This window comes from Actinokineospora sp., assembly GCF_052390155.1.
In the GTDB taxonomy this organism is placed as follows: Bacteria; Actinomycetota; Actinomycetes; order Mycobacteriales; family Pseudonocardiaceae; genus Actinokineospora.
On the sequence record NZ_JBQTHF010000030.1, the window covers coordinates 75,179 to 89,393 of the forward strand.

General features: G+C 69.7%; 19 protein-coding genes. 4 read left to right on the top strand and 15 right to left on the bottom strand.

Going from position 1 to position 14,215, the window contains the following annotated elements:
- Nucleotides 1–31: 31 nt before the first annotated feature.
- The 14 genes from ACT4N7_RS11930 to ACT4N7_RS11995 form a co-directional block, all read right to left on the bottom strand.
- Nucleotides 32–802 (bottom strand): cytochrome c biogenesis CcdA family protein, encoded by a 771-nt coding sequence (locus tag ACT4N7_RS11930; protein ID WP_444828731.1) that lies wholly within the window; start codon nucleotides 800–802, stop codon nucleotides 32–34.
- A 76-nt stretch (nucleotides 803–878) separates the two neighbouring features.
- Complete coding sequence (locus ACT4N7_RS11935; RefSeq protein WP_444828732.1) at nucleotides 879–1,451, bottom strand: TlpA family protein disulfide reductase; 573 nt, start codon at nucleotides 1,449–1,451, stop codon at nucleotides 879–881.
- Nucleotides 1,452–2,081 carry a histidine phosphatase family protein gene (locus tag ACT4N7_RS11940; protein ID WP_444828733.1) on the bottom strand — a complete coding sequence of 210 codons (630 nt, stop codon included), beginning with the start codon at nucleotides 2,079–2,081 and terminating at the stop codon, nucleotides 1,452–1,454.
- Entirely contained in the window at nucleotides 2,078–3,400 is a 1,323-nt protein-coding gene (hemL, locus tag ACT4N7_RS11945) for a glutamate-1-semialdehyde 2,1-aminomutase (protein ID WP_444828734.1), read from the bottom strand. The genes ACT4N7_RS11940 and hemL overlap by 4 nt, the downstream gene beginning before the upstream one ends.
- A 36-nt stretch (nucleotides 3,401–3,436) precedes the next feature.
- Complete coding sequence (locus ACT4N7_RS11950; protein ID WP_444828735.1) at nucleotides 3,437–3,763, bottom strand: hypothetical protein; 327 nt, start codon at nucleotides 3,761–3,763, stop codon at nucleotides 3,437–3,439.
- A 13-nt stretch (nucleotides 3,764–3,776) separates the two neighbouring features.
- Nucleotides 3,777–4,190 (bottom strand): hypothetical protein, encoded by a 414-nt coding sequence (locus ACT4N7_RS11955; RefSeq protein ID WP_444828736.1) that lies wholly within the window; start codon nucleotides 4,188–4,190, stop codon nucleotides 3,777–3,779.
- 68 nt (nucleotides 4,191–4,258) lie between these two features.
- Nucleotides 4,259–4,801 (bottom strand): hypothetical protein, encoded by a 543-nt coding sequence (locus ACT4N7_RS11960; RefSeq protein ID WP_444828737.1) that lies wholly within the window; start codon nucleotides 4,799–4,801, stop codon nucleotides 4,259–4,261.
- Nucleotides 4,802–4,875: 74 nt separating this feature from the next.
- Nucleotides 4,876–5,340, bottom strand: a complete 465-nt coding sequence (locus ACT4N7_RS11965) for a hypothetical protein (protein WP_444828738.1) — start codon at nucleotides 5,338–5,340, stop codon at nucleotides 4,876–4,878.
- The gene (locus ACT4N7_RS11970; protein WP_444828739.1) at nucleotides 5,337–5,831 is read right to left on the bottom strand and encodes a hypothetical protein; all 495 of its coding nucleotides are present in this window, start codon (nucleotides 5,829–5,831) and stop codon (nucleotides 5,337–5,339) included. The genes ACT4N7_RS11965 and ACT4N7_RS11970 overlap by 4 nt, the downstream gene beginning before the upstream one ends.
- 28 nt (nucleotides 5,832–5,859) lie before the next feature.
- Nucleotides 5,860–6,639 (bottom strand): ESX secretion-associated protein EspG, encoded by a 780-nt coding sequence (locus ACT4N7_RS11975; protein WP_444828740.1) that lies wholly within the window; start codon nucleotides 6,637–6,639, stop codon nucleotides 5,860–5,862.
- Nucleotides 6,636–7,934, bottom strand: coding sequence for a PPE domain-containing protein (locus tag ACT4N7_RS11980; RefSeq protein ID WP_444828741.1), 1,299 nt, complete (start codon nucleotides 7,932–7,934; stop codon nucleotides 6,636–6,638). The genes ACT4N7_RS11975 and ACT4N7_RS11980 overlap by 4 nt, the downstream gene beginning before the upstream one ends.
- A 28-nt stretch (nucleotides 7,935–7,962) precedes the next feature.
- Nucleotides 7,963–8,544 (bottom strand): DUF3558 domain-containing protein, encoded by a 582-nt coding sequence (locus tag ACT4N7_RS11985; RefSeq protein ID WP_444828742.1) that lies wholly within the window; start codon nucleotides 8,542–8,544, stop codon nucleotides 7,963–7,965.
- Entirely contained in the window at nucleotides 8,541–8,927 is a 387-nt protein-coding gene (locus ACT4N7_RS11990) for a PE family protein (RefSeq protein ID WP_444828743.1), read from the bottom strand. The genes ACT4N7_RS11985 and ACT4N7_RS11990 overlap by 4 nt, the downstream gene beginning before the upstream one ends.
- 157 nt (nucleotides 8,928–9,084) lie before the next feature.
- On the bottom strand, nucleotides 9,085–9,564 hold the full coding sequence (locus ACT4N7_RS11995) for a hypothetical protein (RefSeq protein WP_444828744.1): 480 nt from the start codon (nucleotides 9,562–9,564) through the stop codon (nucleotides 9,085–9,087).
- A 117-nt stretch (nucleotides 9,565–9,681) separates the two neighbouring features.
- On the opposite strand from ACT4N7_RS11995, the gene ACT4N7_RS12000 reads away from it, so the two are divergent.
- The 4 genes from ACT4N7_RS12000 to ACT4N7_RS12015 all read left to right on the top strand — a co-directional run bounded on the left by ACT4N7_RS12000 (nucleotide 9,682) and on the right by ACT4N7_RS12015 (nucleotide 13,199).
- Nucleotides 9,682–10,536: a helix-turn-helix domain-containing protein gene (locus tag ACT4N7_RS12000; RefSeq protein ID WP_444828745.1), complete on the top strand. Its 855-nt coding sequence runs from the start codon at nucleotides 9,682–9,684 to the stop codon at nucleotides 10,534–10,536.
- Between the two features lie 24 nt (nucleotides 10,537–10,560).
- Nucleotides 10,561–10,740, top strand: coding sequence for a DUF397 domain-containing protein (locus ACT4N7_RS12005; protein WP_444828746.1), 180 nt, complete (start codon nucleotides 10,561–10,563; stop codon nucleotides 10,738–10,740).
- 85 nt (nucleotides 10,741–10,825) lie between these two features.
- Nucleotides 10,826–11,143 carry a hypothetical protein gene (locus ACT4N7_RS12010; RefSeq protein WP_444828747.1) on the top strand — a complete coding sequence of 106 codons (318 nt, stop codon included), beginning with the start codon at nucleotides 10,826–10,828 and terminating at the stop codon, nucleotides 11,141–11,143.
- A gap of 184 nt (nucleotides 11,144–11,327) precedes the next feature.
- Nucleotides 11,328–13,199: an alpha/beta hydrolase gene (locus ACT4N7_RS12015; RefSeq protein WP_444828748.1), complete on the top strand. Its 1,872-nt coding sequence runs from the start codon at nucleotides 11,328–11,330 to the stop codon at nucleotides 13,197–13,199.
- Here the strand turns inward: ACT4N7_RS12015 and hemB are convergent, their stop codons facing one another.
- Complete coding sequence (hemB, locus tag ACT4N7_RS12020) at nucleotides 13,200–14,177, bottom strand: porphobilinogen synthase (protein ID WP_444828749.1); 978 nt, start codon at nucleotides 14,175–14,177, stop codon at nucleotides 13,200–13,202.
- Between the last annotated feature and the right edge of the window lie 38 nt (nucleotides 14,178–14,215).

Below are 14,215 nucleotides of genomic sequence, written 5' to 3' on the forward strand. Positions count from 1 at the left end.
AGGCCGCGCCAGGTGTTGCGCAGGAAGGCGATCACAGCGGCAGCCGCACGTCGTTGATCACGGTGTTGCGCAGCCAGGACACCAGGTCTCCCCACAGGCCCGTGACCAGCAGCAACCCGACGACGAGCAGCAGCCCGCCGCCGACGAGCTGGATGGTGCGGCCGTGCGTGCGCAGCCAGCCAGTGGCCCGCACCGCCCACCGCACCCCGACCGCGATGAGCAGGAACGGCACGCCAAGGCCGAGGCAGTAGACGACGACCAGGAAGAACCCGCGCGCCGCGGTGCCGCCGGTCGCGCTGGCGATGGACAGCACGCCGGACAGCGTCGGGCCGATGCACGGGGTCCAGCCGAGGCCGAAGATGCCGCCGAGGATGGGGGCGCCCGCGAGACCCATCCGCGGCACCTTGTGCAGGCGGACGTCCTTCTGCAGCCGCGGCACCAGTCCGATGAAGACCAACGCCATCGCGATCGTGAGCACGCCGCCGATTCGCTGCAAGAGCAGTTCGTTGATCAGCAGCGCATCGGCCAGCCAGACGAGGCTGCCCACGCCCGCCGCGAACACCACGGTGAATCCCAGGACGAACAGGGCGACCGCGCCGAGCACCCGGTAGCGCCCCTGTTTGACGTCCTCGTCGGCGTCGACGGCGGGCGCGTCCGCTCCGACGAGCGCGGCGAGGTAGGCCAGGTAGCCGGGGACCAGCGGGACCACGCAGGGCGAGGCGAACGAGATCATCCCGGCGAGCAGCGCGACCCCGCTGGCCAGCAGCAGCGGGCCGGACGCGGCGAGCTCGGTGGGGTCCACCCGATCAGGGTAAGGAGTGGCCGTGTGTGGGCCGTGAGCGGTGGTCGGGTGACGCGGGCAGGGTCACACTCGGGCGTTATTCGGCGGTGAGCCGGTCGAGGATCGTGGTCAGGTCGGCGGCCAGCAGCTCGCGCAGGTAGACGGCGGCCACGCGGCCCTGCTTGTCGATCAGGAAGGTCGCCGGGACGACCGAGCGCGGGTAGCCCTTGAGGGCGAGCAGCGAGCGGCCGGGCGGGTCGTAGATCGACGGGTAGGTCAGGCCCCGGTCGCGCATGAAGTCCTGCGGCTCGCCGCGCTGGTAGTCCCGGACATCGATGCCCAGCACCTGCACGCCGCGCTCGTCGTAGTCGTCCTGGACCTTCTGCAGTTCGGGCGCCTCGGTGCGGCACGGGCCGCACCACTGGCCCCACACGTTGAGCACGACGACTTTGCCCCGGAAGTCGGACAGCTTGATCTGTTTGGTCTCGTCCATCAGGTCCGGCCCGGCCACCTCGGGCAGCGGCTTGCGGTCGGCGCCGTCGTAGGTGATCTCGGTCTGACCGCCCGGGGAGACGAACACGAACTCGGTCCCCGACGCCACCGCGTCCTTGCCTGTCGCGCACCCGGACAGGGCAAGGACACTCACCACAGCCAACAACGCCCGACGCACCTAGGCCCCCGTCGTCTTCGGGTCGCTGACGCCCGCGGGTTCGCTGTAGCGGATCTCGACCAGTTCCTCGTCGGTGAAGACCAGGCTGGTCAGCGAGGCCAGCGAGCACTGGCGGCGGGTCGGGTTGTGCCAGAGGCGCTTGCCCTCCAGGTACCGCCGGATCGTCCACACCGGAAGCTGGTGGGACACGCACACCGCCTCGTGGCCGTGCGCCGCGGAACGCGCTCGGTGGACCGCGGCGAGCATCCGGTGCGCGATCCGCTGGTAGGGCTCGCCCCACGACGGGGTGAACGGGTCGCGCAGGTGGGGCCAGTTGCGCGGGGAACGCAGCGCGCCGTCGCCGATGGAGACCTTCTTGCCCTCGAAGAGGCTGTCGGACTCGATGAGCCGGTCGTCGGTGGCCAGTTCGAGCCGGTGGGACGCGGCTATCGGGGTGGCCGTCTGCCGCGCCCGCTCCAGCGGCGAGGCGACCACGTGCACGATGTCGAAGTCGCGCAGGTGCTCGGCCACGGTGAGCGCCTGGCGCTCTCCGGCGGCCGACAGCCGGAATCCGGGGAGGCGGCCGTAGAGGATGCCGGTCGGGTTGTGCACCTCGCCGTGGCGGACCAGGTGGACGGTCGTCTGCGTCATGCGGGCTCCTCGGCGGCCGCGGCGGCGGCCGCGGCGTGCGGCAGGGCAGCGGCGATCTCGGTGAAGGCGGCGTCATCGAGGGCCGCGCTGACGAACCACGCCTCGTACGCGCTCGGCGGGCCGTAGACGCCGTGGTCGAGCAGGGCGTGGAAGAACGCCGGGAACCGCCAGGTCTGCGCGGCCTTGGCGCCCGCGTAGTCGGTGACCGGGTCCTCGGTGAAGAAGACGCTGAGCAGGTTGCCCGCGAACTGCACCCGATGCGGCACGCTCGCGGCTGTCAGCGCCTCGGTGAACAGAGCGCCCAGACGGGCGGCGTTCGCGTCGAGCGCGCGGTAGACCGACTCGTCGGCGGCGCGCAAGGTGGCCAGGCCGGCGGCGACAGCCACCGGGTTCCCGGACAGCGTGCCCGCCTGGTAAACCGGGCCGGACGGCGCCAGCGCGGCCATCACGTCGGCGCGCCCGCCGAACGCGGCGGCCGGAAGACCGCCGGACATGACCTTGCCGAAGGTGTACAGGTCGGCCTCGACAGGCGCCAGGCCGTACCAACCGGCGGCGGACACCCGGAAACCGGTCATCACCTCGTCCATGACCAGCAGCGCGCCGTGCTCGCGGGTCACCTCGCGCAGGCCCTCGTTGAACCCTGGTGCCGGGGCGATCGCGCCCATGTTGCCCGCGGCCGCCTCGGTGATCACCGCGGCGATCGTGGAGCCGTGCTCGGCGAAGGTGGCGCGGACCGCGTCGAGGTCGTTGTAGGGCAGCACGAGGGTGTCCTCGGCCTGCGCGCCGGTGACGCCGGGCGTCGTCGGCAGCCCCAGGGTGGCCACGCCGGAGCCCGCCTCGGCGAGCAGCGCGTCGACGTGGCCGTGGTAGCAGCCGGCGAACTTCACGATCCGGGAGCGGCCGGTGAACCCGCGCGCTAGCCGGATGGCGCTCATCGTGGCCTCGGTGCCGGAGTTGACCAGCCGGACCTGCTGGACCGGCGCGACCCGGCGGATGATCTCCTCGGCGAGGTCGATCTCGCCCGCGGTCGGCGTGCCGAAGGACAGCCCGTAGCCCGCGGCCGTGCGCACGGCGTCGACCACGGCCGGGTGCGCGTGGCCCAGGATCATCGGGCCCCACGAGCAGACCAGGTCGACATAGCGGTTGTCGTCAGCGTCCCAGAGGTAGGCGCCCGTGCCGCTGACCATGAACCGGGGGGTGCCGCCGACCGCGGCGAACGCCCGGACCGGCGAGTTCACCCCGCCCGGTGTCACCGCCTTGGCGCGGTCGAACAACGCGGCGGACGCGCGGACGTGTGCTTGCTGGACTTCGGTGCTCACCTGGCCAGTCTTCCAAATCGCGGAGAGTGGCCGCGCTCACCTGGCGCGGGAGCGGGTGCGCACGCCCAGAACCGCCTGCCGGGGCGCGTCGAACAGCAGCAGCACGGCCAGCGTGGCGACGCCGATGGCGCCCGCGATCCAGTTGCCCAGGTAGCGCTCGAAGACCAGTTCGGGCCTGCCGTCGACGGCGGCCACGAGCACCGTGCCCTCGGACCACAGCCACACGGCCAGCCAGCCGAGCAGCACGGCCGCGAGGACTTCACCCACGGCGAGGGCCAACCGCCACGGCTGGTTCAGCCCGGCGGTGGGTACGGGCCAGGTCAGGTTGGACGTCTCGGCTTCGGTGGTCCCCCGTGCGGTCACACCGGTCAGCCTCTCATGCCTCCGCCTTCGACACCGGGGTCACCGGGGTGCCGAAGAAGTCGCGGGCGTCGGCCCGCAGCAGCAGACACACCACGGCCGCCCACCCGGCGACCAGCACGCCACCCAGGATCGGTGCCGTCGACGAGTCGACAGCGTTGGCCGCGGCGGGCGCGCACAGCGCCCCGAACAGCGCGGACAGCATCAGCGCGAGGCGGGCTCGCGGGCGGCCCGCGCGCATCGGGAACGCGGCCGCGAGAGCCGTGACGGCGGAGACGGCGGCGCCCAGGCCGAGATAGCCCAGTGCCCGGTCGGAGACCACGACCAGCATCCCGGCCAGCCCCGCCGCGGCGACCGCGCCGCAGAAGGCCCCGGTCACCGCCCCGGGTCGGGCGCGGGCCAGGGGCGTGGATGCAGACGGCACGGTCACGGGAGTTATGTATGCCCCGGGCCCGCCCGTGTTACGCGGCGGGGCGCTGAGCGCCCCGCCGCGAGCATTCACGACGCGCGCTTGGCGGCCTCGAAGTAGTCCGAGGAGTCCTTGACGAACATGAAGTACAGGGCGCCCGCGATCAGCGCGATCTGCACGATGCTCACGATCAGCGCGACCGCGCCCTGACCGCCCTGGACGACGCCGAGCAGGCCCAGCACCAGGCCGATGGTGCCGAGGACGGCCAGCGTGATCCGCGCCCAGTTGCGGCCCGCGCGCATCTTGAACGCGAACAGGACGTAGAGGCCGACGAAGAGCAGCGCCACGATGCCGGTGAAGACCATCGCCGCGGTGACCGCGGCGTCCAGGTCGGCTTCGGTGAACCTGGTCCCGGAATCCTGCAGTGTCGTTCGCGCGGTGTCGCGCATCGCCTCCCTGCCGACCGCCAGGGTGACAATGAATCCCAGCAGGCCCAGGGCTGCGTTGGCGATCCAGAGGTTGAAGGCCATGTCCACGGACTTGGGCCGCACGCCTGCGGCGCCCATCGACCGGTCGTCGACCGGCGGGGCGGCGGGCATGGGCTCGTATGGGTCGTTCGGTCCACTCGTCATGGGGAAGAAGCTATTGGGTCGGCCAAGGCGACGCACTTCGCGGGTCTCCTATGACGCGAATCACAGTGTCGCGGTCAAGCCCGGACCTCGTCGGTGTCCGGCTCGACCAGCGGTCGCAGGGCGGTGAGCAGCGCATCCGGGTCGGCGGCCCAGGCCAGCACCACCGACCCGTCGGTCAACTCGACCGGAACCTCCGTCGTTTTCCGCGGCACGTCCCAGCCGCCGCCGAGCGGCCGGGCGCCCGGGGGCGTCCCGACGTCGGTCACCCGGGCGACCCGCTCGACCGCCAACGTCTCCTGACCCAGGCGCAGCGTGCGCGGGGTGAGCGAGACGGCACAGAGTTTTCGCCGAGCGTTCACCCAGGTGGCACTCAGGCCCACCAGTGCGACGCCGACGAGGAGCCACGCGATGCCGTGGACCGGGCCGGTGACCGCCTCGATGCCCGCGCCCGCCGCGCAGAACACCGGCCCCCAGAGCACCGGCCACCAACTCGACCCGGGCTCGGCGTAGAGCACCGGACCGTCGTCCGGGTCGATCACCGCTCGTCACTCTCCGCGAGAAACCGCCGCGCGGCGGGCGCGTAGAGCAGCCCCACCGCGACGACGATCAGCAGGGCGCTGACCAGCCCGAGCAGGCCCACCCGGCCGATCGTGTACTGGAACAGCGCGGCGAACACGCCGAGGGTGACGAGCAGCGTGCGCGCCTTGCGCACCCCACCGCGCGCCTTGTAGGCGAGCAGGGCGAAGAAGCCGAGGAACATCACCGAACCCGCGAGCAGCCACCAGGACAACCCGATAGTGCTCTGATCCAGCACGACGGGGTCCAGGTCGGGCCGTCTGCGCAGCTCCGCCTCGACCAGCCGGTCGCGCAGCGCGAAGAACAACACGGCCCCCGCCACCCCCGTGACACCAGCGGCGATCCACACCCAGAAGGCCACCTTGACCACACGGGGCGCGTCCGTGCGGGACTCCCCGGCGGCCTCGGCCTCGGCGGCGGTGGGCATGACCGGGGCTTCGTCGTCAGCGCTCACCGCGCGAACATACCGGGCGGCCACCACCTCAGGCGTTGACGAGTTCCGCGATCAGTTCGTCGATCTGCCGGACGATCGCGACCTCGGTGCCCGGCGAGAGGGTCACCCAGCGCGTGCCACCGCTGGGCCGCCTGGTGAACAGGTATCGGCCAGTGGAACTGTCGTAGACGCTGACGACGTGTCCGGCGCGCCTGCGCTTGCCGTGCGACGGTGTCCGGGCGACACCGAAGTGTCCGAAGCGGACCACGTCGCCCACCACGTCGACGATCTTGCGGGCTTCCTCCTTGCCCAACCCTTCGGAGATCAACCCGCGCAGCAGCGCGTCCCGGTTGCTGCCCGCGCGGGCCGCGCACATGTCCAGGGTCTTGGCGGGAAGCGTGATCGACGCCCCGCTGCCCGGCCGATGCGGTGGCAGCAGGGCGGCCACCGAACGGGCCAGCCCGGTCCCAGGCACGCGGCGCAGGGTCAGCGTGCCCGGTTCGAGGACACCGATGACTGCTCGGGCACCGGACGCGGCGAGCAAGGCGGACGTGCGTGGGCCTTCGGCCGACAGGTGCAGTCGCGCGTCGATCTCCCACTCAGGCCGCGCCAACAGTCCGAAGTTCGCTTTGAGGTCGGAGTGAAAGTCACCGGGGACGCCGAGTCCCCTGGCAGCCAACGACTTCCACGCCTCGCCACGACGTTCGAGCCGCTCCGGGCCGGTGTAGCCGTGCGACTCGATATCCAGCACCACCGGGCGCACGCCAAGTCCGAAGTGCTCCCACAGGAAGTCGTACTCCGGCCAGGACAGCTCGATCGGCGCACTCACAACTCGCCGATCACCGGCGGCGCCACCGGAGGAAGGTCGTCCCAGAAGTCGTCGTGGGTACCCCGCAGGTACTCGGCAGCGAAGTGCTCGCTGTCTTCCTCCGGTTTCGCACCGCCCCCGACGCCCATGCCTGCACCCGGTCCCACTCCTGCACGGCTGCCCGCACCACTACTGCCCCCACCACCACGGTGCCCCACCGTCGACCCGTCGCCCACGCCCGGGCCACCAACACCGACCGACGGGCCGCGTCCCACGCCGCGACCACCCTGCTCCGCTGGCGCACCGCCGAACCCACCGCCCGTACCCCGGCCACCCGAACCACCAGCGCGACCCCGCGAGTCGTCGGCGCCGAATCCCCGACCACCGCCGAAACCTCCACCTGTCCGGCCTGTCACCGGGCCGACCGACCCGCCGGGCCAACCCGGGAACGCCAGCCCTACACCGGGATTCGGCCTCGCTGCCACTGACCCGCCACCGGAACCACCGCCTGGGGTGGCGCCGACCGTGACCGGGTTCGCACCACTGGCACTGGTGTCCTGCGCGGGAACGACCACCGCGCCCGGACCTCGCGGCGGAACGGCACCGCGTGGACCTGGCCCAACGGCCTCGCGGTACCCCGAGTCCGCCCGACCCGGACCGTCCACACCGGACGGACCGAGGAAACCGGCCGCGAGCGAACCGACTTCGCCGCCTGCAATGCTCGGGGGCGGCACACGCACCACAACAGCCGGCGGTGCCACGAACTGGCCGACACTCGTCCGCGCTGCCGCAGTCTCCGCGTGGTAGGCGTTCATGATCAGGACGGCTTCCTGCTTTGCCTGCTGCGCCTCGGCTTCCTGCCGGTCCTGGTCGGTCTGTCCACCGAACAGGTGAGTGAACGCGGCGGGAATACCCGCGTGGTCGGAGTTCGCGGTCGAGTCGACCTCGACAGGCTCGGGCATTCGGTGCTGAGCGACGAGATAGGACGAGCTGAATTGCTCGACTCCGCCCGCACTCGCCGTGCCCGCGTCCTGTGCGTCGACCGCCCACTGGGACAGCGGTGCCATCCCGGCGTTCATCGAGTCGGCGGCGCCACCCTCCCAGGTGACCCCCGCCTTGGCCAGCGCGGCGTCGGTGCGCGACTTCGCCTCCGCCATCAACGCGGTGAACCGCTGCCAGCGCGCGGTAGCCTCGGACACGTTCGCCACGCTGGACCCGCCTGTCTCGGCGAGGACCCCGGGCCGCCCGTGGATCATGTCGTAGAGCGACCGATGCCGCCACGCGTCCCAGTTGTACCCGTGATCCCTGAACTCCATCAGTGCCCCCTCGCACCCGACTCGGATTTCACGACCCCACCAACACCTTCATCGCCGACTCCGCGAACTCGTACGCGATCTCACACTTGCGCGCCGCCGCTTCTGACAACGCGATCACCATGATGTCCAAGGTCTGCCCATCGGCCACGTCGACCACCGCCGAACACGTGCCAGGCGGCGACTTCTGATCGACCCGGATCGTCGGGAACCCCAGTATCGGCGGCGCGTCCTCGATCTGGACAGCACGCGCACGCTCGTCCCACACCTCAATGCCCTCCTTGGAGTTCACAGTGAGACCGAGTCCGCCTAGTTGCCCGGTGTAAACACATTTCGGCTCTTTGGACGATGGCGAAACCTCCGGCCTACCGGACTTCTCGATCTCGAACTTCGCCCAGTCAGACGGTGGCGTAAGTGCGCACGGGTCCTGACCGGCCAACTTGATCTCGCGCGGCCGGGCCGAAGCCGGCCTCGACATCGGTGTTCCGCCGCTCGCTGTCGTGGACGAGCCAACCACACCTGTCGGCAACACCGGAGTGCCCGACGACACGGTGCTACACGCCGTGATCAGCGACGCGGCACCGAGCAGGGCAAGCAGACGAATCGAGCTCACTGGCCTGCCTGCCGAAGGAAAGCATCCGTGTTGCTCTCCTCGACCAGCCCGTATGATCTCGATGTCTCGCGCAAGGAGTCGATCACTCGGGTCATCTCTTCGACGTATCCATGTGCCGCCGTAACCGCTTGGTCCGCGTTCTCGGTGAAACCCTCGGCGCCGTCCCTGCTCACCGGATCGGCCCCCGGCGGCAGAACCCGCATCAGGTCGCCCTCATACATGAGGAAGTGGAGAACGTCGTCGCGAACGGAGGCCAGGTCGTGGGCGAGTTCGACGATGTTGTCCGGGTCGACGCGCATGGTGGACATGCCGGACAGTGCGGAGCCGATAGCCCCGCCGGGCTGGGTGGCGTCAATCGGGCCGGTGTTCTGTAGGAACGGCATGGCAGTCTCATCCCCCTCGAACGACTCTCCGCGAGGAGAATACCGAACAGGGTGACCGTTGGTGGCCGATTCAGCGGGATGAGTGACCACTCACCCGCTCGGCCCAGCACCGAGTCAGCCACCGGTCCGGCCGAGCGGGAGCGCGCCGGGCAAGGGGTCAGCGCAGGGCTTGCCGGATCTCGGCGAGGGTGTCGGTCAGCGTATAGAGCCGCTCGCGCAGAAACAGGACGCGGATCCCGTCGTCGGGCAGTTCGAGGTAGAGCTCCATCGGGCCGAGGTACGGCGGGGCGTCGGCGGGCCGGTCGGACCAGGCAGGCACCTTCGGCTCGGTGAGCGGGCGCAGGCCCAGCAACCGGTTGCCGTGCAACGGATGTAGCGCGAGCACCGCGCACGCGTCCCGGGTTTCCAGGGTGGCGCCGAGCATCTCGACGGCCGTTCGGTCCAGTCGGACGGAGAACCTGCTGACCGCCGCCGGATAGATCACCACGTGTCGCCGGTTGGGCAACAGGTCGAACAGCGTGGTGCAGAAGGTGAACTCCGGGGTGAACGCCTTGATCGACCACCGACACGCAAACTTCGGCGCCCCGGCCACCCACCCGAACCCCGACTCCAGCATGGTCAACCCACGACCGTCCATCCGACCTCCCTCGACGAGGCCAGCGTGACACCTTCGGAACATCCATGGAACGGTTCCATCGGCGATTCACCCGATCGAAGGAAGGGTGCGTGGTCGACTATCGGGCACACTGGCTCCATGCTCGACAACCCGAACACCAACGTCCAACTCCGTCAGGTCGGCTACGAGCTGCGCAGACATCGGGTGGCCGCGCGCAAGACCAGCGTCCAGGCCGCCGAGCATCTCGGGTGCAGCCACTCCAAGGTGAGCAAGATCGAGAATGGTCTGCTCGGCATCAGGACCGAGCAGATGATCACATTGCTGGCGTACTACGAGGTCGCGGACGACGTCGTCCAGAATCTGATCAAGGTGAACGACCAGCCGCGCAAACGCCAGTGGTGGGAACCGTATCGCGACGCGGTGCCCGACTGGTTCCGCCGCTACGTCAGCCTCGAAGCCGCCTGCTCGGAAGTCAAGCAGTACCAAACCGAGGCGGTACCCGGGCTGCTGCAAGTCGAGGACTACGCCCGAGCTGTGCTGCGCGCCTGGGAGCCGGACATGGGCGATCAGGTGCTCCGCAACCCGGTCGACCTGAGGATGGCCCGCCAAGCGATCCTCACTCGGGACGATCCGGCCCAGTACACGGCGGTGCTGAGCGAGTCCGCCCTCCTCAAGATCATCGGCGACAAGTACACGATGGCCCGCCAGTTCGCCCACCTGCTGGAGGTGTGCGAGCTGCCGAATGTGGACCTGCACGTCCTGCCGTTCGACGCACCACCCCACCCAGTGGTCCCCTCGGCGTTCTCCCTGCTCAACCTACCGGACACGGACGACTCGATCGTCTACCTGGAGGACGTCATCGGCGCGACCTACCCGGAGAGTCCGGCCGAGGTCGGCCGCTACACGTTGATCTTCAACCGGTTGCGGGCCTCGGCCATGGACCCCGACGACTCCCGCGCGCTGATTGCTAAGGTGGCGGAGAAGTTTCCGTGATCACCTGACGGACGGAGTCCGGGGATGCCCAGCACACCGTGGCGCAAGAGCAGCTTCAGCGGTTCCAGCGGCGGCGATTGCGTTGAGGTGGCGAATCGGCCCGGGCTCACCGCCGTGCGGGACTCCAAGAACACTCGTGGGCCGGTCCTTGCGGTCAGTCCCGCCGGGCTCGCCGCGTTCCTGGGCGCCGTGACGGGTAGGTAGTTCTACTCCACTTCGCAGTCGGACGGCTCCGAGTCGTGTCGAGGCGCGTCATTCTTACGTTCTGACCGGACGTGGGGAGGCGGGCGTGACAGCACCGGGTGAGCGGATTCAGCTCACCGCCGAAGAGTTGGCGGGCACGGGCACCGGCGTGGTGGACATCGCGGAGCAGATCCGGCGCGACGCGGCCGGGTTCAGTGGGACGCAGGACGCCATCAGCACCACGGTGCACGGGTTCGACCTGGTGGCGGCAGGCGCGGAGTGCGAACAGAGCTGGCAGCGCGCGGTGGACGCCACGGCGGCGAAGTTGGCCCTGGACGGCGACAAGCTCAGCGTGAACGCCGCCGACTACGCCGCCGCCGAGTCGCGGAACACCACGAACCTGCGGAGGCTGGACCAGTGGTGACCTTCGCCGATCTACACGATGTCGACCCGCAGGTGTTCCGGCAGGCCGAGCGGGCGTGGCTCGCGATGTCGAACACCCTGGGCGAGCGCGCCGCCGAGGTTCGGCGGGCCAACGACCAACTGGAGCGCTGGGAAGGCGAAGCGGCCACGCCGCCAAGGCCACCTTCCAGGCCCACGCCACGGCGTTGGACACCTGCTCGGACACCTTGTTCACGGCCTATCGGCTCTGGGGCGACGCCGCCGACCGGATCGGGGCCGCGCGACGCGCGGTCCTCGACGGCGCCGCCGAAGCCCGGTACCGGGGCCTGACGATCACCGCCGACGGCGGCATCCACGACGACCACCCGCACACCCGCATGGTGGACGAGCCGATCCGCATTCGGGAGCTGATCGCCAAGTACTCGGGCGTGTTCCGGGACGCCATTGCCCAGGCGAGCGCGGCGGACGCCGAGATCGCCGCCGCATTCCGCCGACTCACCGCCGATTCACCGGGTGTCATCACGGCCGCCTCGGCAACCGTCCCGCCACGCGGAACAGCGCCAGTGGACGTGCGGAAATGGTGGGACTCGCTGACCCCGATGGAACAGGAATCACTGCTGTTCACCCGCGCGAGTGAACTCGGCATGCTCGACGGCATCCCCGCCGTGATCCGCGATCGCGCCAACCGATTTCAGCTCGTCGAGGAACGCACCGAACTTCAAGCCCACAGACAACGCCTCGAAAACGTTCCCCGCCGCACCCGGGAACAGGACGCCGAACTCAACGCCGTCAACGACAAACTCGGCGGCCTCGACAAGATCGAGACCCGGATCCATTCGACTCGACCGGACCAGCCACCGGCGTACCTGCTGGGTATCGACAGTTCGGGCAACGGCCGAGCCATCGTCGCGATCGGCAACCCGGACACCGCAACCAACGTCGCCACCTTCGTGCCCGGTACCGGCGCGGGCCTCGGCACCTGCGGCACCGACATCGACCGCGCCGATAAAATGCTCGACGCCGCCAACCGCTCTGGATCACCGTCAACTGCGGCGATCACCTGGATCGGCTATGACGCGCCGCAGGACATCGTGGAAGCCGCCGACGGCGCCTATGCCCGAGATGCCCGACAGGACTTGGCCCGATTCCAGGAGGGGCTGCGTGCCACCCATTCGGGACCGCCGTCGCACAACACTGTGATCGGCCATAGCTACGGCTCGACTGTCATCGGCCACACCGCCCGCGACCTACACATCAACGCCGACGACGTGGTCTTCGTCGGCAGCCCAGGCGTCGGCGTGGACAACGCGGGCCAACTCAACTTGCCGCCCGAGCGAGTGCACGCCACCGTCGCCGAGACGACGTCATCAACGTCAGCAACATCCCCGGTCCGGCCGATGTCCACGGCCCGGACCCCGCCGACACCGGCTTCGGCGGAAGCGTCTTCACTTCAAACCCGGATACCTGGGATATCTGGACCGGCTATACCACCGCCGCCCACAGCGAATACTGGGACAAGAACAATCGCTCACTCGACAATATGGGAAATATTATCGCAGGAAGGCCCACCGACTGACATGGAACGAGTCGCCAAAGGCACCAAGTTCGCGGCATGGATGGCCGCGATGACCTTGTTCGCGACCAGTTGCACCGGGAGTGCCATGGACAACACCATTACCCGAAAACAAGCCGAAGATCGGGTGGAGGAATACATCAAGCAGGCTGTCAGCGTCCTCGACGTCCCGTTCCGCCTGGAACCGCTGGGACTGGACATGTCGGACTGCGACGATCCGACCGACAATGGCCCCAAAGGCCGGGTCTTCGCCGACCACGTGTACTGGATTCGCGACGTGCCAACGACGGAAAACGGTCGGCAGGTGGCAGCGTTGCGGAAGTGGTTCCGCGATAACGGATTCACCATCGGCGAAGACACGTGGGACAAGACGAAGTTCGTATCGCTGGACAAGGGCGAGGACGGCTTCCGCATGTCGCTGAAAGAGAACTTCAAGGGCGAACTGTCCATCGGGGCGAGTTCGCCGTGTGTGTGGCCGAACGGGACGCCGGAGCCGAAGTCCTGATCAGTCTTCGCGCAGCCACGCCGCGGCCTCGGCCGCCCAGTAGGTCAGGATCAGGTCCGCGCCCGCGCGGCGGATCGAGGTGAGGGCTTCCAGCACCGTGCGCCTGCGGTCGAGCCAGCCGTTGGCGGCGGCGGCTTCGATCATGGCGTACTCCCCGGACACCTGGTAGGCGGCGACCGGGACGTCGGAGATCTCCTTGACGGCGCGGATCACGTCGAGGTAGGCGAGGGCGGGTTTGACCATGACCAGGTCGGCGCCCTCGGCGAGGTCGAGCGTGGTCTCCCGCAGCGATTCGCGCAGGTTGGCCGGGTCTTGCTGGTAGGTCTTGCGGTCGCCCGAGAGCTGTGACTCGACGGCGTCGCGGAAGGGGCCGTAGAACGCCGAGGCGTACTTGGCGGAGTAGGCCAGGATGCCCGTGTCGGTGTACCCGGCGGCGTCGAGTGCCGCGCGGACGACGCCGACCTGGCCGTCCATCATGCCGCTGGGGCCGAGCAGGTGGGCGCCCGCCGACGCCTGGGCGACGGCCATGTCTGCGTATACCGCGAGAGTCGCGTCGTTGTCCACGCCGCCGTGGGCGTCGAGGACGCCGCAGTGGCCGTGGTCGGTGAACTCGTCGAGGCAGAGGTCGGACATGAGGACCGTGTCGTCGCCGAGTTCGGCGCGCAGGTCGCGCAGGGCGGCGTTGAGGATGCCGTCGGGGTCGACGCCGCCGGAGCCGATGGCGTCGCGGGTGGTCGGGATGCCGAACAGCATGATGCCGCCGACGCCTGCCTGGACCGCCTCGACCGCCGCTTTACGCAGGCTGTCGCGGGTGTGCTGGACGACGCCGAGCATGCTCGCGACCGGGGTCGGCTCGGTCGCGGACTCCTTGACGAACATGGGCAGCACGAGCTGGTGCGGCCGCACGACGGTCTCGGTGACCAGGCGCCGCAGCGCGGGCGTGCTGCGCAGCCTGCGCGGCCGGTGGCTCGGGAACATGGAGAACCTCCCACTGAAAGCCGTGGGCGGCGCGATCG